This window comes from Erwinia sp. 2186 (assembly GCF_057812255.1).
The window spans coordinates 3,031,230-3,047,177 of the sequence record NZ_CM173824.1 but is presented as its reverse complement, the minus strand read 5'-3'; the positions used below and the strand labels follow the sequence as shown (position 1 = coordinate 3,047,177).

Annotated in this window: 15 protein-coding genes; 13 read left to right on the top strand and 2 right to left on the bottom strand. The window is 55.3% G+C overall.

Features of this window, described 5'->3' with window-relative positions; genetic code table 11:
* Positions 1 to 51 precede the first annotated feature (51 nt).
* Complete coding sequence (gene rne / locus ACXKZG_RS14055; RefSeq protein ID WP_488875045.1) at positions 52 to 3,831, bottom strand: ribonuclease E; 3,780 nt, start codon at positions 3,829 to 3,831, stop codon at positions 52 to 54.
* A gap of 571 nt (positions 3,832 to 4,402) precedes the next feature.
* Here rne and rluC point away from each other — a divergent pair.
* Positions 4,403 to 5,365 (top strand): 23S rRNA pseudouridine(955/2504/2580) synthase RluC, encoded by a 963-nt coding sequence (rluC, locus tag ACXKZG_RS14050; protein ID WP_471720337.1) that lies wholly within the window; start codon positions 4,403 to 4,405, stop codon positions 5,363 to 5,365.
* 92 nt (positions 5,366 to 5,457) lie between these two features.
* Here rluC and ACXKZG_RS14045 read toward each other — a convergent pair whose 3' ends face one another.
* Positions 5,458 to 6,042, bottom strand: a complete 585-nt coding sequence (locus ACXKZG_RS14045; protein ID WP_488875044.1) for a Maf family protein — start codon at positions 6,040 to 6,042, stop codon at positions 5,458 to 5,460.
* Positions 6,043 to 6,184: 142 nt separating this feature from the next.
* On the opposite strand from ACXKZG_RS14045, the gene yceD reads away from it, so the two are divergent.
* From yceD to holB, 12 genes are all read left to right on the top strand, one after another.
* A complete protein-coding gene (gene yceD / locus ACXKZG_RS14040; protein ID WP_013201674.1) occupies positions 6,185 to 6,706 on the top strand; it encodes a 23S rRNA accumulation protein YceD in 522 nt (173 codons plus the stop codon).
* Positions 6,707 to 6,720: 14 nt separating this feature from the next.
* Positions 6,721 to 6,891 (top strand): 50S ribosomal protein L32, encoded by a 171-nt coding sequence (gene rpmF, locus ACXKZG_RS14035; RefSeq protein WP_013201675.1) that lies wholly within the window; start codon positions 6,721 to 6,723, stop codon positions 6,889 to 6,891.
* A 26-nt stretch (positions 6,892 to 6,917) separates the two neighbouring features.
* Positions 6,918 to 7,952, top strand: a complete 1,035-nt coding sequence (gene plsX, locus ACXKZG_RS14030; protein WP_013201676.1) for a phosphate acyltransferase PlsX — start codon at positions 6,918 to 6,920, stop codon at positions 7,950 to 7,952.
* Positions 7,953 to 7,957: 5 nt separating this feature from the next.
* The gene (locus ACXKZG_RS14025; protein WP_013201677.1) at positions 7,958 to 8,911 is read left to right on the top strand and encodes a beta-ketoacyl-ACP synthase III; all 954 of its coding nucleotides are present in this window, start codon (positions 7,958 to 7,960) and stop codon (positions 8,909 to 8,911) included.
* A 14-nt stretch (positions 8,912 to 8,925) separates the two neighbouring features.
* Positions 8,926 to 9,849, top strand: a complete 924-nt coding sequence (fabD, locus tag ACXKZG_RS14020; protein WP_488875043.1) for an ACP S-malonyltransferase — start codon at positions 8,926 to 8,928, stop codon at positions 9,847 to 9,849.
* Positions 9,850 to 9,867: 18 nt separating this feature from the next.
* Complete coding sequence (gene fabG, locus ACXKZG_RS14015) at positions 9,868 to 10,602, top strand: 3-oxoacyl-ACP reductase FabG (protein ID WP_013201679.1); 735 nt, start codon at positions 9,868 to 9,870, stop codon at positions 10,600 to 10,602.
* A 154-nt stretch (positions 10,603 to 10,756) separates the two neighbouring features.
* Positions 10,757 to 10,993 carry an acyl carrier protein gene (acpP, locus tag ACXKZG_RS14010; protein ID WP_013201680.1) on the top strand — a complete coding sequence of 79 codons (237 nt, stop codon included), beginning with the start codon at positions 10,757 to 10,759 and terminating at the stop codon, positions 10,991 to 10,993.
* Positions 10,994 to 11,087: 94 nt separating this feature from the next.
* On the top strand, positions 11,088 to 12,329 hold the full coding sequence (gene fabF / locus ACXKZG_RS14005; RefSeq protein ID WP_013201681.1) for a beta-ketoacyl-ACP synthase II: 1,242 nt from the start codon (positions 11,088 to 11,090) through the stop codon (positions 12,327 to 12,329).
* Between the two features lie 169 nt (positions 12,330 to 12,498).
* A complete protein-coding gene (gene pabC, locus ACXKZG_RS14000) occupies positions 12,499 to 13,299 on the top strand; it encodes an aminodeoxychorismate lyase (RefSeq protein WP_488875042.1) in 801 nt (266 codons plus the stop codon).
* 12 nt (positions 13,300 to 13,311) lie between these two features.
* A complete protein-coding gene (yceG, locus tag ACXKZG_RS13995) occupies positions 13,312 to 14,331 on the top strand; it encodes a cell division protein YceG (RefSeq protein ID WP_013201683.1) in 1,020 nt (339 codons plus the stop codon).
* Positions 14,321 to 14,953, top strand: a complete 633-nt coding sequence (gene tmk / locus ACXKZG_RS13990; protein WP_488875041.1) for a dTMP kinase — start codon at positions 14,321 to 14,323, stop codon at positions 14,951 to 14,953. Before yceG ends, tmk begins: the two co-directional genes overlap by 11 nt.
* Positions 14,950 to 15,948: a DNA polymerase III subunit delta' gene (gene holB, locus ACXKZG_RS13985; protein ID WP_013201685.1), complete on the top strand. Its 999-nt coding sequence runs from the start codon at positions 14,950 to 14,952 to the stop codon at positions 15,946 to 15,948. The genes tmk and holB overlap by 4 nt, the downstream gene beginning before the upstream one ends.

The window sequence follows — 15,948 nt, the reverse complement described above, 5'->3', positions numbered from 1 at the left end:
TAAAAAAAAAGCCCCGGTCATAAGACCAGGGCTTTTTCAGTCAGGCGACAGTTACTCTGGGCGAGTTGCCGGAGCCGTTGCCTGATGGGTTGCAGCATGCCCGCCTGCAGAACCCTGACCATCGAACTGATAGTCAGGGCGTACCCAGTCACTTGCTCGCGCAGGTTCAGCCTGATACTCAGGTGCAGGCGCTTTAGTCATTGGCGCCGTTGCGTGGTGCTTGTAAGCGGGCTGAGCGGTAACCGCTGCAGCAGCAGGTGCCTGAGCCGCTGGTGCTTCAACTGGCGCAGCAACAGGAGCCTGAGCCGCTGGTGCTTCAACCGGCGCAGCAACAGGTGCCTGAGCCGCTGGTGCTTCAACCGGCGCAGCAACAGGTGCCTGAGCAACTGGTGCTTCTACTGGTGCAGCCACAGGGGTCTGAGCAACTGGGGCTTCAACCGGCGCAGCAACAGGTGCTTCAACCGGCTCGTCACGGGCAGGAACAGGTGCATGCGGCTCGGTTGCAGTGACATCGGCCACGGCTTCCGGTGCTGCCAACACTTCTTCTACCTGCTGTTCCAGCGCCGGGCTGACGTCAGAGGCGGCTTCTTCAGCCTGATGGCTGGCTTCTTCAGCCTGATGGCTGGCTTCTTCTGCCACACGCTGCTCTTCAGCCTGCTTCGCTTCAACCACAATCTCTTCGACCGCGTCGACAGCCTGAACTGCCGGAGCCTCTTCAGCTGGCACAGCCTGTTGAGTCACAGCATCAGCGATAACTTCGTCAGCGGCAGACACCACAGACGGCTCTTCATTAACGGCTGTTTCGATAGCAGTCGTTTCGTCAGTGTTCACCAGCGTCACTGCCGGGGTATTTTCCGGCTGTGGCTCAGAGAAATGCACCGGCTGAGCTTCAGCAATCACTTCAGGCTGTGCAGCGTCTGCTGTTGCAGCCACGGCAATCGCATCAGCCGTATCCTGATGACCGTACTCTGGCACCACAGACTGCTCGTGTTCATGCTCATCCGTTGCCTGAGCAACAGGATAGGTGATCCACACTTTACCGGAAGCCATTTCTGGCGACGCAGCCGCGAAGGTCAGTGGCATTGGCGACTGGTTCGGGTAGCGCTCATCACGGTAGCGACGGCGACGTTGACCGCTGACGCGCAGATGACGAGGAGAGCGACGTGAACGACGTGGCATGCTGTTGCTGTCACGATCTTCGCCTTCTTCCGCGTCACTGGCGTGTTCTGCCGCAGGGAAGTCAGCAGTCTGCTCCAGTACCGGTGCAACCTCGTCTTCTGTCGGCGCAAAAGAGCGAGCCGCAGTTTGCTCAGCCGTTTCGATACGCACTTTCTGATCCAACTGACGCGGCTTACGGCGCGGCATAACCTGAACATGCTCATCACTGTCAACATCAACGGAAGCATCAACAACTGTTTCAGGAATCTCAGCGATTTCAACTGCTTTTTCTTCCTGTACTGGCGCGCGTTTTTCGTCCTGACGACGACGTGGCTGACGCTCACGACGCGGCTGTTGCGGTTGTGCATCTTCGGCGACAGCCTGCATCAGCATATCTTCCGGAGACTCAACGGCCGGCGCATTACGCTTGTTACGACGGTTCTCTTCACGGCTTTCAGCAGCAGGATCGCGGTCGCGAGTCATGCGCTCATTGCGGTTAGAGTTACGGTCGTTACGCGGGGTGCGCTCGCTGCGATCGTTACGCTCATTACGTTCCGGACGGTCAGAAGTCCGCTCGTTGCGATCCGCATTGCGGTCAGTATTGCGATCGGCGTTACGCTCGTTACGGTCAGAACCGTTACGGTCATTACGCTCGTTGCGGTCATTACGCTCGTTGCGGTCATTGCCATTACGCTCGGTGCGTTCGTTACGCTCAGAACCATTACGATCGGCATTGCGTTCGTTACGGTCGCCATAGCGCTCACCGCGTTCGCCGCTGTTATTGCGGTCACGACGGTTATTCTGACGGCGGTTGTTACGACGTTCACCCCTTGGCGCTGCCGCTTCAGGAGCTTTCTCTTCCACCACAATGGCTGGCTGAGGCTGTTGTTCTACAGGTTTCTCTTCACCGGCAAACATTTTCTTCAGGCCGCGGAAGAAGCGACTCATCAGGCCGGTTCCCGCTTCGGCAGGGGCTTTAGCCGCCGCCGCAGGGGCTGGCTCTGCTGCTACTGCTGCCACCGGTGGCGCTTCAGCAACAACCGCTTCCTGTGGTGCTGGCGGCGCATCAGGCATCACAAACGCGGCCAGAGCCGGTTGCTCAGGACGTTTGCGCTCGGCGTGCTCTTCTTCAGAAGGCAGCGCCATTTCGGCTTCATGCAGCTTCGGCAGGTGGTAGCTGAGGGTTTGTGTCTCTTCACCGGTGCGCACACGCAGAACTGAGTAGTGTGGGGTTTGCATCTGATCGTTTGGCACGATGATGGCCCGCACGCCGCCCTGGCGTTTTTCAATCGCGCTTACCGCTTCACGTTTTTCGTTCAGCAGGTAAGAGGCAATCTGCACTGGAACGATTGCGTGAACTTCTTTGGTGTTCTCTTTCAGCGCTTCTTCTTCAATCAGACGCAGAATAGAGAGTGACAGCGATTCGTTATCACGGATGGTGCCGGTGCCGCTACAGCGTGGGCAGACGTGATGGCTTGACTCACCCAGTGATGGGCTGAGGCGCTGACGGGACATCTCCAGCAGGCCGAAACGCGAAATGTGGCTGATCTGAATGCGGGCGCGGTCCTGACGAACGGCTTCACGCAGACGGTTTTCAACCGCACGCTGGTGACGAACCGGGGTCATATCGATGTAATCGATAACGATCAGGCCGCCAAGGTCACGCAGGCGCAGCTGACGGGCAATTTCGTCTGCCGCTTCCAGGTTGGTGTTGAAGGCCGTTTCTTCGATATCGCCACCGCGCGTTGCGCGAGCGGAGTTGATATCAATGGCGGTCAGCGCTTCAGTGGTGTCGATGACAATCGAGCCGCCAGACGGCAGGCGCACTTCACGCTGGAAGGCAGATTCGATTTGCGATTCGATTTGATAGTGGCTGAACAACGGAATTTCACCGGTGTAGAGCTTAATTTTGCTGCTGAAGTCCGGGCGGCCCAGGGCAGCGATATGCTGACGAGCAAGCTCCAGAACTTTCGGGTTATCGATAAGGATTTCACCGATATCCTGACGCAGATAATCGCGGAAGGCGCGGACAATAACGTTGCTTTCCTGATGGATCAGGAACGGAGCAGGGCGGCTGTCAGCGGCTTTTTTAATCGCGTCCCAGTGCTTCATCCGGAAGCTTAAGTCCCACTGCAGCGCTTCGGCAGATTTGCCAACGCCTGCGGTACGAACGATCAGACCCATCCCTTCTGGCAGCTCAAGTGCAGAGAGCGCCTCTTTCAGTTCAGTACGGTCATCACCTTCGATGCGACGGGAAATACCGCCAGCACGTGGGTTATTCGGCATCAGCACCAGATAGCTGCCGGCCAGACTGATAAAGGTGGTTAAGGCGGCGCCTTTATTTCCACGTTCTTCTTTATCGATCTGAACAATAACTTCCTGACCTTCACGCAGTACGTCCTTGATATTAGGGCGACCATGGGAATTGTAATTACTTGGGAAGTATTCGCGGGAGATTTCTTTCAGAGGGAGAAAACCGTGTCTTTCAGCACCGTAATCGACAAATGCTGCTTCAAGACTTGGTTCAATGCGGGTGATCTTGCCTTTATAGATGTTGGCTTTTTTCTGTTCGTGTCCTGGGCTTTCAATATCCAGGTCGTACAGGCGCTGTCCATCCACCAGGGCGACACGCAACTCCTCCTGCTGAGTTGCGTTTATCAACATTCTTTTCATCGTAACTTACTCATTATTCTTACATTAGTGACAAAGCTACGGGCAATAGTAACGCTGGACGCGAGTAACCGATGGCCCCGAGTCTCATCGCAAAAACGTCAACCTCACGGTTGTGGTCTGCTAAGGGGCGCAAAATCTCGGCAGCCTGTTTTTCATATGGAAAAACAGCGCTTTTAAAAAGGGGGGAACCGCCAGTGAGTAACCAGAGTGAACCAATCCCGTCTTGTCGTCCAGGCTGCAACCCGCAGCCCGCTAAATGCCTGATTGCACAATACGTCTTACGCCATTGCTGCGTGTATGGGCTATCCGGCAAACTTTCTTATTACGCTTTTTTCTTGTTTCACAAGGTTTAGCGAGGAAAAACAGTAGCATTATTCCATTGCTAACCTTGTGATAGCAAGGTGACTTTAGTGGCTCTGTGAAGTTTATTCCGGCTTTTATGGCGATTTGCATCTCAATTCCACAAATTGCCCAAAAACTGGTCATAAATCATCAGCCACAAGGGTCACCGTCAGTTAAGCACAGAAAAAGAGGTGGCGCTATCCTGGCGCTCTATTTAGAATCGCCGACCATGAAAACCAATACTCCCGCAGTACGAATGGTGACGATTTCTGCCGATGAGGCAGGACAGCGCATCGATAACTTTTTACGCACGCAGCTCAAAGGCGTGCCGAAAAGCATGATTTATCGCATTTTGCGTAAGGGCGAAGTGCGCGTGAATAAAGGTCGCATCAAGCCAGAATATAAGCTTGTTGCCGGCGATGAGATCCGCATTCCGCCGGTTCGCGTGGCAGAACGTGAGGAAGAGGCGATTTCGCCGAAGCTGGATAAAGTGGCGGCCTTAGCCCACGCCATCGTCTATGAAGATGATTACATCCTGGTGATGAACAAACCGTCCGGCACCGCCGTGCACGGTGGCAGCGGCCTGAGCTTCGGGGTAATCGAAGGATTACGCGCCCTCAGACCCGAAGCCCGTTTCCTTGAACTGGTACATCGCCTTGACCGTGATACCTCGGGCATCCTGCTGGTCGCGAAAAAGCGTTCAGCACTGCGCTCGCTGCATGAGCAGTTGAGAGAGAAGGGGATGCAAAAGGATTATCTGGCGCTGGTTCGGGGTTCTTGGCCATCGCATATCAAAGCCGTACAGGCACCGCTGCTGAAGAATATTCTGCAAAGTGGTGAGCGTATTGTGCGCGTGAATAGCGAAGGCAAGCCGTCTGAAACGCGTTTCAAGGTTGAAGAGCGCTATGCGCATGCCACGTTGGTTAAAGCCAGCCCGATCACCGGGCGAACCCACCAGATCCGCGTTCATACGCTGCACGCGGGCCATCCGATTGCTTTTGACGATCGCTATGGCGAGCGCGATTTTGATGCACAGCTTGTCGGTACCGGTCTGAAAAGGTTGTTCCTGCATGCGGCTGCGTTGAAGTTCACCCATCCGAATACCGGTGAAGTGATGCGTGTCGAAGCGCCGCTCGACAATGAGCTGAAGCACTGCCTGGAAGTCCTGCGCAAAACCGCACCGGCGAAATAACCTTGGATTAGGTGGCGGATAGACAGTGCAAAAGTACTTAGCGTCGCTTTTGCACTGTGTTGCCCGATTCAACGGGCAACACTGACGCTTTTTCAATTCCTTAGCGGATCGATCCCGGCCGCACGTAGCATCTCGCAAAGCGCAATCAGTGGCAGCCCGACCAGGGTATTGGGATCGCGGCCTGAAAGGCGGTCGAACAGCGTGATCCCCAACCCTTCGCTTTTAAAACTCCCCGCGCAGTTCATTGGCTGCTCTTTCGCCACATAATTCACGATCTCCTCATCGGTTAAGGGACGGAAATCGACGTTAAACGGCTCGCAAATCACCTGTAACTGCTGAGAACCACTGTCGTACACCGCCAGACCGGTATAAAAAATCACGCTGTGGCCGCTGGCCTGGCGTAATTGCTGATGCGCATTGTCGGCCGTATGCGGCTTCCCGGTTATTTTTCCGTCAATCACACAGACCTGATCGGAGCCGATAATCAGATGATCCGGGTAGGTTTCCGCCAGCGCCTGCGCCTTGGCAGCGGCGAGTCGCATCACAAGATCGGTAGCGGATTCATCAAGTTGCGCGCTTTCGTCCACCTTGGGTGCGGCAGTGATAAACGGGACCCCCAACTTTTCCAGCAGGGACTTTCTGAAAGGGGAGGTTGAAGCAAGCACCAGTCGTGTCATATTTTTTTCCAGAATAGATAGCGAATCAGTTCAAGGCATTTTAAACTGTGCGCCGCATTGGATGCGAATATTGGGTGAAAGATGCTGTAAACCGGCCTTTTTCTTTGACTCTATCTCGTTTGAAAGTTAATATGCGCGCCCTATGCAAAAAGTAAAATTACCCCTGACTCTCGATCCGGTTCGTACCGCTCAAAAGCGCCTTGATTATCAGGGTGTTTACACCCCTGAACAGGTGGAGCGTATTACCGAATCGGTAGTGAGTGTGGACAGTGATGTTGAGTGCTCGATGTCGTTCGCCATCGACAATCAGCGGTTAGCAGTATTTAACGGTACTGCGGCGGTCTCCGTAACCCTGTGTTGTCAACGCTGCAACAAGACATTTCCGCATCAGGTCCACGTGACGTATTGTTTCAGCCCGATCGTTACTGACGAGCAGGCTGAGGCACTGCCGGAAGCGTACGAGCCGGTCGAGGTCAACGAGTTTGGTGAAATCGATCTGCTGGCGGTGGTTGAAGATGAAATTATCCTCGCCCTGCCTGTCGTTCCGGTGCATGATTCTGAACACTGTGAAGTGTCCGAGGCGGACATGGTCTTTGGCAAGCTGCCTGCAGAGGCAGAAAAACCAAACCCATTTGCCGTATTAGCCAGTTTAAAGCGTAAGTAATAGGAGTAAGGTCCATGGCCGTACAACAGAATAAACCAACCCGTTCCAAGCGTGGCATGCGTCGTTCACACGATGCCCTGACCACAGCATCTCTTTCCGTAGATAAAGTTTCTGGCGAAACGCATCTGCGTCACCACATCACTGCGGATGGTTACTACCGCGGTCGCAAGGTCATCGTTAAGTAGTTCTTGCGGATACGCAAGGCGATACTTTGCCACGTCTGACCCTGGCGATAGATGCCATGGGCGGGGACTTCGGTCCCTGCGTGACAGTGCCTGCTGCAATGCAGGCACTGGCCTCTAACACACAGCTGCATCTTCTTCTGGTCGGCGATCCCGACAACATCTCGTCATTTCTCGCAAAAGCTGATTCTGCCTTATTGGCACGTCTGCAGGTGATCCCTGCTGAGTCGGTTATTGCCAGTGATGCCAAACCCTCACAGGCCATTCGCCACAGCCGTGGCACGTCCATGCGTGTGGCGCTTGAGTTGGTGAAAGAAGGGCGGGCGCAGGCCTGTATCAGCGCCGGAAATACCGGTGCGCTGATGGGCCTGGCAAAAATGATGCTCAAGCCGCTGGACGGTATTGAGCGCCCGGCGCTGATGACGGTATTACCGAATCAGCTCAAGGGTAAAACCGTGGTGTTGGACCTGGGCGCAAACGTCGAGTCCGACAGCGCGATGCTGGTACAATTTGCAGTGATGGGCGCGGTGATGGCGGAAGAAGTTCTGTCGATACACTCTCCCCGGGTGGCGTTGCTGAATATTGGTCAGGAAGAGACCAAAGGGTTAAGTAGTATTCGCGATGCCGCAGTTATCCTGCGTGCATCGCCAGAAATTAACTATATTGGATACCTCGAAGGCAACGATCTTCTTACCGGGAAAACGGACGTGATGGTCTGCGATGGTTTTGTGGGCAACGTCACCCTGAAAACCATGGAAGGCGTGGTAAGAATGTTTCTTTCGCTGTTGAAATCACAGGGCGAAGGTAAAAAAAGGGCCTGGTGGATGACGCTGCTGGCACGTTTGATAAAAAAACGTCTGGAAAAGCGCTTCGGCCACCTCAACCCCGACCAGTACAATGGCGCCTGTCTGTTAGGATTGCGCGGCACGGTGATTAAGAGTCACGGTGCGGCCAATCAACGCGCATTCGCTGCGGCGATCGAACAGGCAGAGCAGGCGGTGGCGCGGCAAGTCCCAGAGCGGATTGCTGCCCGCCTTCAAGCTGTATTACCTAAGAGTGAATGACGTACATGTATACGAAGATTATCGGTACAGGCAGCTATTTGCCTGAACAGGTGCGGACTAACGCCGATCTGGAAAAAATGGTGGATACATCGGACGAGTGGATTGTCACCCGCACCGGTATCCGTGAACGTCGCATTGCCGGGCCGGATGAAACCGTTGCCTCAATGGGTTTCCACGCCGCAGAACGCGCGCTGGAAATGGCCGGCATTGATAAAAATGATATCGGACTGATTGTGGTGGCGACGACCTCCTCCAGCCACGCCTTCCCAAGCTCAGCCTGCATGATCCAGCAACTGCTGGAGATTGAAGATGCCGCGTCTTTTGACCTTGCGGCTGCCTGTGCAGGCTTCACCTATGCCCTGAGCGTGGCTGACCAGTACATCAAGAACGGCGCGGTAAAAAATGCGCTGGTGATTGGTGCTGACGTGTTGGCACGCATGCTCGATCCTGAAGATCGTGGCACAATCATCCTGTTTGGTGATGGCGCAGGCGCGGTGGTGTTAGGCGCCAGCGAAGAACAAGGCATCATCTCGACCCATCTCCACGCTGATGGCCGTTACGGCCAGTTGCTGACCCTGTCTAATCAGGATCGTCAGAACCAGCAGCAGCCTTCCTACGTGACCATGGCCGGTAACGAAGTGTTTAAAGTGGCTGTTACCGAGCTTGCACATATCGTTGAAGAGACGCTGCAAGCCAATAACCTCGATCGTGAAGCCATTGACTGGCTGGTTCCGCATCAGGCCAACCTGCGTATTATCAGTGCCACCGCCCGCAAGCTGGGTATGGGCATGGAGAAAGTCGTGGTTACGCTCGATCGTCACGGCAATACCTCCGCCGCTTCCGTGCCTACCGCACTGGATGAAGCCGTGCGTGATGGTCGCATTCAACGTGGTCAGCTTATTCTGCTGGAAGCCTTCGGCGGTGGATTCACCTGGGGCTCGGCGCTGGTTCGTTTTTGATTAAGGATTTCACAATGACGCAATTTGCTATGGTTTTTCCGGGACAGGGCTCCCAGACGGTAGGCATGCTGGCTGAGCTGGCTGCAGAGAATCCGCTGGTTGAGAAAACCTTCGCCGAAGCCTCCGCTGCGCTGGGTTACGACCTGTGGGCACTGGTGCAGCAGGGAACTGTAGAAGAACTGAACAAAACCTGGCAGACCCAACCGGCTTTGCTGGCCGCATCTGTTGCTATTTTCCGCGTTTGGCAGGAAAAAGGCGGTAAGATGCCTGCAATGCTGGCGGGACACAGCCTGGGCGAGTATAGTGCGCTGGTTTGTGCAGGTGTGATCGCCTTCGACGAAGCGATCAAACTGGTTGAATTGCGTGGCAAACTGATGCAGGAAGCGGTGCCAGAAGGCACGGGCGCCATGCAGGCCATTATCGGTCTTGATGATGCGTCAATCGCGAAAGCGTGTGAAGAGTCGGCTCAGGGACAGGTTGTCTCCCCGGTTAACTTCAATTCGCCTGGTCAGGTTGTGATTGCAGGAAATAAAGAAGCGGTAGAACGCGCTGGCGCAGCCTGTAAGGCTGCCGGTGCCAAACGTGCTCTGCCGTTGCCTGTGAGCGTACCTTCTCACTGTGCACTGATGAAACCCGCAGCCGATAAACTGGCTGTTGCGCTGGAAAAACTGACCTTCAACGCCCCGACATTCCCGGTGGTTAACAACGTTGATGTGCAGTGCGAAACCTCAGCAGAGGCCATTCGTAGCGCGCTGGTTCGTCAGCTGTACAACCCGGTCCGTTGGACTGAGTGTGTGGAGTTTATGGCGCAGGAAGGCGTGACGTCACTGCTGGAAGTTGGCCCTGGTAAGGTGCTGACAGGCCTGACGAAGCGTATTGTTGACACCCTGACTGCGGCTCCGGTAAACGATCCGGCCAGCCTGTCAGCGGCGCTTTAACAGTAGACGAGGATGAACATGAGCTTTGAAGGAAAAATCGCACTGGTTACCGGTGCAAGTCGCGGCATAGGCCGTGCTATCGCCGAAACGCTGGTAGCACGCGGCGCGAAAGTTGTCGGTACAGCGACCAGCCAAAGTGGTGCGGACGCCATCAGTGCTTATCTGGGCACCAATGGCAAAGGCCTGCTGCTGAATGTGACTGACAGTGCGTCAATTGATGCGGTGTTAGAAAATATTCGTGCTGAATTTGGCGAAGTGGACATTTTAGTCAATAATGCTGGCATTACGCGTGATAATCTACTGATGCGTATGAAGGATGATGAGTGGCAGGATATCCTGGACACAAACCTGACTTCCGTATTCCGCCTGTCAAAAGCGGTAATGCGCGCTATGATGAAGAAACGCGTAGGCCGAATCATTACCATTGGTTCTGTAGTCGGAACGATGGGTAATGCGGGCCAGGCAAACTACGCAGCAGCAAAAGCGGGTTTGATCGGCTTCAGCAAGTCACTGGCGCGTGAAATCGCGTCACGTGGTATTACCGTTAACGTCGTGGCGCCAGGTTTCATTGAAACCGACATGACGCGCGCGCTGACTGAAGATCAGCGTGCGGGCATTCTAGCGGAAGTGCCAGCGGGTCGCCTCGGCGGCGCGCAGGAAATCGCGAATGCCGTAGCATTTTTAGCCTCCGACGAGGCTGCGTACATCACTGGTGAGACGCTGCACGTCAACGGCGGAATGTATATGGTCTGATAATCACGAAATATATTTGCGTTATTTGCGGTTATACCCGCAAAATAGCGTAAATTCGTGGTTTGACCAGCCGGGATTTAGTTGCATCTTTTTCACCATTTTATACACTACGAAAACCATCGCGAAAGCGAGTTTTGATAGGAAATTTAATAGTATGAGCACTATCGAAGAACGCGTTAAGAAAATCATTGGCGAGCAGCTTGGCGTTAAGCAGGAAGAAGTCGTTAACACTGCCTCTTTTGTAGAAGATCTGGGCGCTGATTCTCTTGATACCGTTGAGCTGGTAATGGCTCTGGAAGAAGAGTTTGATACCGAGATTCCGGACGAAGAAGCTGAGAAAATCACTACTGTTCAGGCTGCTATTGATTACATCAATAATCACCAGGCATAAGTGAGCATCTCCAGGCGGTCATTCGACCGCCTGAGTTTTTTCTGTACACCCCATACTGTTCCATTGTCATTTTTTCCCTCCCTGGAGGACGAACGTGTCTAAGCGTCGTGTAGTTGTGACCGGTCTTGGCATGTTGTCTCCTGTCGGCAATACCGTAGAGTCCACCTGGAATGCTCTTGTTGCCGGTCAGAGTGGCATCAGCCTGATCGACCATTTTGATACTAGTGCCTACGCAACGCGTTTTGCTGGCTTAGTAAAAGATTTTAACTGTGAAGAATTTATCTCGCGCAAAGATCAGCGCAAGATGGATGCCTTCATTCAGTACGGCGTTGTCGCTGGCATTCAAGCCATGCAGGATTCCGGTCTGGTCATTACTGATGAGAACGCCGATCGTATTGGTGCCGCTATTGGCTCCGGTATCGGTGGTCTCGGTCTGATTGAAGAAAACCACGATTCGCTGATCCACGGCGGCCCGCGTAAAATCAGTCCTTTCTTCGTTCCCTCCACGATTGTAAACATGATAGCGGGTCACCTGACTATTATGTTCGGCATGAAAGGTCCAAGCATCGCCATTTCCACGGCCTGTACTTCCGGTGTGCATAACATTGGCCAGGCTGCACGTATCATTGCTTACAATGATGCCGACGTGATGCTGGCAGGTGGTGCCGAGAAGGGCAGTACGCCTTTGGGTATGGGTGGTTTTGGCGCCGCACGTGCGCTTTCAACCCGCAATGACAATCCTGAGGCGGCAAGCCGTCCATGGGATCGCGATCGCGATGGCTTCGTGCTGGGCGATGGTGCTGGTCTGGTGGTGCTTGAAGAGTACGAACACGCGAAAAAGCGTGGCGCGAAAATTTATGCGGAACTGGTTGGTTTCGGCATGAGCAGCGATGCTTACCATATGACTTCACCACCGGAAGATGGTGCAGGCGCCGCTCTGGCAATGAAAAATGCGCTGAGAGATGCGCAGTTGTCACCCGAGCAGATTGGCTATATCAATGCGCACGGCACCTCCACGCCAGCGGGTGATAAAGCTGAAGCCCAGGCAGTGAAAACGGTCTTCGGTGCCAGTGCAGGCAGCGTGATGGTGAGCTCCACTAAATCCATGACCGGTCACCTTTTAGGGGCTGCAGGCGCCGTAGAGTCGATTTTCTCTATTCTTGCCCTGCGCGACCAGGTTATCCCGCCAACCATCAATCTGGATAACCCGGATGTTGGTTGCGATCTGGATTTTGTCCCGCACACAGCCCGTCAGGTAAAAGGTCTGGAGTACACCTTGTGTAACTCCTTCGGATTTGGCGGAACCAACGGTTCGTTGATTTTCCGTAAAATTTGATTGTTGCCTTACCTTGAAGAAGGCCCGCTCTGCGGGCCTTTTTTGTTGCTAAGCGCGCAGCGGGTCGGGCTTTTTATCTCTCTATACAATTATGCACAGACAATCGGATGAATCTGCAGCGGCATAAAGGGTATCTTTACCGCTGTGCGATGTTCACTCAGGGGGAGCAATGGTCTGGATTAATGGCGAGCGGCAGGACAGCCTGCAGGCGCGCGATCGTGCCGTGCAGTTCGGTGACGGCTGTTTCACCACCGCCCGCATTTTGCAGGGTGAAATCGTGATGCCCGAGGCCCATGTGCAGCGCCTTAAACTCGGCTGCGAGCGCCTGATGATCGCCAACGTCGACTGGTCAGCGCTGCAGGATGAAATGCGTTTTGCGGCAGCGACCCGTACTGATGGCGTGCTGAAAGTGATCCTTTCGCGCGGAGTGGGCGGTCGGGGCTACAGTGCCGCCGGATGCCAACAGCCCTCACGGATGATCTTCCTCTCTGACTACCCCGCGCATTATCATCCGTTGCGCCACACCGGCGTGACGCTGGCGTTAAGCTCGATCCGCCTCGGCAGAAACCCGCTGCTGGCCGGTATCAAACACCTTAACCGGCTTGAGCAGGTGCTGATCCGTACAGAGCTTGACCAGACTGGCGCAGACGAGGCGCTGGTGCTTGACACTGACGGTAGCCTGGTGGAATGCTGTGCGGCAAATTTGTTCTGGCGTAAGGGAGAGCAGGTGTTTACGCCCGATCTTCGCCATTCAGGGGTGAACGGTATTCAACGCCAGCGGGTGATCCAGCGACTGCGCGAGCTGGGGACCGCCGTGCAGGAAGTCAGCCAGCCGTTGGAAATACTGGCCGACGCGGACGAAGCGATCATTACCAATGCGCTAATGCCGATCCTGCCGGTGCAGCAGATCGAGCACTGGCACTATTCCTCACGGCAGCTGTTTACTCTGTTACACCCTCAAGACGATTAACATGGATATTTCATGACAGTAAAAAGAAAACTCTTCACCGGGATTGTCGTCATCGTCGTGGCGGCCATCGCCTTCAGCTACTGGCAGATACGCCAGTTTGCCGACTCGGCGCTGACCATCAACAAAGAAACGATCTTTACGCTGCCGGCGGGTTCCGGACGTGTGGTGCTGGAAGCCGAACTTAACCGCCAGCATATCGTGCCGCAAACGGTCTGGTTTGGCTGGCTGTTAAAGCTGGAGCCGGAACTGGCGAAGTTTAAGGCCGGGACCTATCGCTTCACCCAGGGCATGACCGTCAGGCAGATGCTCGATCTGCTGGCCAGCGGGAAAGAAGCTCAGTTCCCGTTACGTTTGGTTGAAGGGCAGCGTTTGCAGGAGTGGCTGGCACAGCTGCGTGCAGCGCCTTATATTAAGCACACGCTGTCTGACGATAAGCTGGCGACCGTTGCCGCTGCACTGTCATTACCCGAACAGGATGTGGAAGGCTGGCTCTTCCCGGACACCTATGCCTATACCGCCAATACCACCGACGTGGCGCTGCTGAAGCGGGCTAACGAGCGGATGGTGAAACTGGTGGATAACCAGTGGCAGGGCAAAATGGACGGCCTGCCGTATAAAGACAAAAACGATCTGGTGACCATGGCATCGATCGTCGAAAAAGAGACGGCCCTAAGCGACGAACGCAGTAAGGTTGCCTCGGTGTTTATCAATCGTCTGCGCGTCGGTATGCGTTTGCAGACCGATCCCACGGTGATTTACGGCATGGGCGACAGCTACAAAGGCACCCTGACGCGTAAAGACCTGGACACGCCAACCCCTTATAATACCTACGTCATTGCCGGTATGCCGCCAGGGCCGATTGCCATGCCGAGCAAAGCCTCGCTGGAAGCGGCTGCACATCCGGTGAAAACGGACTTCCTCTATTTTGTCGCAGACGGCAAAGGTGGACACACGTTTACCACTAATCTGGCCAGCCATAATCGTGCGGTTCAGGCGTGGCGTCTTGCGGTGAAGGAAAAAAATGGACAGTAAATTTATCGTCATCGAAGGGCTGGAAGGGGCGGGTAAAACCACCGCCCGGGATGTGGTGGTCGCCACGCTGCGTGAGCAGGGTATCAGTGACATCGTGTTCACGCGCGAGCCGGGCGGCACGCCGCTGGCGGAAAAGCTCCGAGACCTGATCAAGCAGGGCATTGACGGTGAGCGGGTGACGGATCAGGCCGAACTGCTGATGCTGTATGCCGCGCGCGTTCAGTTGGTTGAAAACGTGATCAAACCTGCGCTGGCCAGCGGTGCCTGGGTCGTGGGCGATCGTCACGATCTCTCTTCCCAGGCGTATCAGGGCGGCGGACGCGGCATGGACATTGCGCTGATGAGCCAGCTGAAACACAGTGTGCTCGGCGAGTTTGCGCCGGATATGACCATCTATCTCGACGTGACGCCAGAAATTGGCCTGCAGCGCGCCAGAGCCCGTGGCGAACTGGATCGCATCGAGCAGGAGTCGCTGAACTTCTTTATCCGCACCCGTCAGCGTTACCTGGAGCTGGCCGCCAGCGACAGCAGGATCCAAACGGTCGATGCCACGCAGTCCATTGAGCAGGTCAGCGCCTCGATCCGTGAGGTGCTGGTCGCATGGCTGAAGGAACCGCGATGATCTGGTATCCGTGGCTGAACCAGCCCTATCGTCAGATCCTCAGCCAGCACCAGGCAGGGCGTGGTCATCACGCATTGCTGCTGCAGGCGCTGCCGGGGATGGGCGATGCCTCGCTGGTGTGGGGCATCAGCCGCTGGCTGATGTGCCAGCGCCGTGACGGGTTGAAAAGCTGTGGTGAATGCCATGCCTGCCAGCTGATGCAGGCGCACACCCATCCGGACTGGTACAGCCTGGAAGCGGAAAAGGGCAAGAGTTCGATCGGCATCGATGCGGTGCGCAGCATCACCGAAAAGCTTTACCACCATGCTCAGCAGGGTGGCGCGAAGGTGGTGTGGATCCCGGATGCGGCTCAGCTGACCGAAGCGGCGGCGAATGCGCTGCTGAAAACGCTGGAAGAGCCGCCAAAAAACACCTGGTTCCTGCTCTGCAGCCAGCAGCCTGCGCAACTGCTGGCGACGCTGCGCAGTCGCTGCCTTAACTTTCACCTTTCTCCACCGGATGAGGCGCAAAGCCTTAACTGGCTGCTGAAGCAGGTCTCCACCACAGAACAGGATGGCATAACCGCTTTACGTCTCAGTGGCGGTGCGCCGGCGGCTGCACTCAGTCTGTTAGAGGAAAAGCGCTGGGCGGCCCGCCAGTCGCTGTGTAACGCGCTACCGACGGCATTGCGCGAGGATATGCTAAGCTTGCTGCCCGCGCTGAACACCGATGATGCCGCGCAGCGCACCGGCTGGCTGTGTGCCTTACTGGTCGATGCATTGAAATGGCAGCAGGGTGGCGGCCAGTATATTGCCAACGTCGATCGGCAAGCGCTGATTGCCGATATGGCCCTGCAACTGCCGACCAGCGCACTGCATGAAAGCGTGCGCCAGTGGATGGTCTGCCGCGATCGTCTGCTTAACGTGGTTGCCGTAAACCGTGAATTATTACTGACCGACCAGCTGCTGGGATGGGAGCAAATGCTTACCCCGGCGGCGTCTGGTCAGACTGAATAG

What these genes read in the sequence shown, in the direction of transcription:
- ACXKZG_RS14025 (WP_013201677.1), top strand. Translation starts at nt 7,958, where the DNA reads ATGTATACGAAGATTATCGGTACAGGCAGCTATTTGCCTGAACAGGTG.
- tmk (WP_488875041.1), top strand. Translation starts at nt 14,321, where the DNA reads ATGGACAGTAAATTTATCGTCATCGAAGGGCTGGAAGGGGCGGGTAAA.
- rne (WP_488875045.1), bottom strand. Translation starts at nt 3,831, where the DNA reads ATGAAAAGAATGTTGATAAACGCAACTCAGCAGGAGGAGTTGCGTGTC.
- yceG (WP_013201683.1), top strand. Translation starts at nt 13,312, where the DNA reads ATGACAGTAAAAAGAAAACTCTTCACCGGGATTGTCGTCATCGTCGTG.
- ACXKZG_RS14045 (WP_488875044.1), bottom strand. Translation starts at nt 6,042, where the DNA reads ATGACACGACTGGTGCTTGCTTCAACCTCCCCTTTCAGAAAGTCCCTG.
- acpP (WP_013201680.1), top strand. Translation starts at nt 10,757, where the DNA reads ATGAGCACTATCGAAGAACGCGTTAAGAAAATCATTGGCGAGCAGCTT.
- holB (WP_013201685.1), top strand. Translation starts at nt 14,950, where the DNA reads ATGATCTGGTATCCGTGGCTGAACCAGCCCTATCGTCAGATCCTCAGC.
- fabD (WP_488875043.1), top strand. Translation starts at nt 8,926, where the DNA reads ATGACGCAATTTGCTATGGTTTTTCCGGGACAGGGCTCCCAGACGGTA.
- rluC (WP_471720337.1), top strand. Translation starts at nt 4,403, where the DNA reads ATGAAAACCAATACTCCCGCAGTACGAATGGTGACGATTTCTGCCGAT.
- rpmF (WP_013201675.1), top strand. Translation starts at nt 6,721, where the DNA reads ATGGCCGTACAACAGAATAAACCAACCCGTTCCAAGCGTGGCATGCGT.
- pabC (WP_488875042.1), top strand. Translation starts at nt 12,499, where the DNA reads ATGGTCTGGATTAATGGCGAGCGGCAGGACAGCCTGCAGGCGCGCGAT.
- fabG (WP_013201679.1), top strand. Translation starts at nt 9,868, where the DNA reads ATGAGCTTTGAAGGAAAAATCGCACTGGTTACCGGTGCAAGTCGCGGC.
- yceD (WP_013201674.1), top strand. Translation starts at nt 6,185, where the DNA reads ATGCAAAAAGTAAAATTACCCCTGACTCTCGATCCGGTTCGTACCGCT.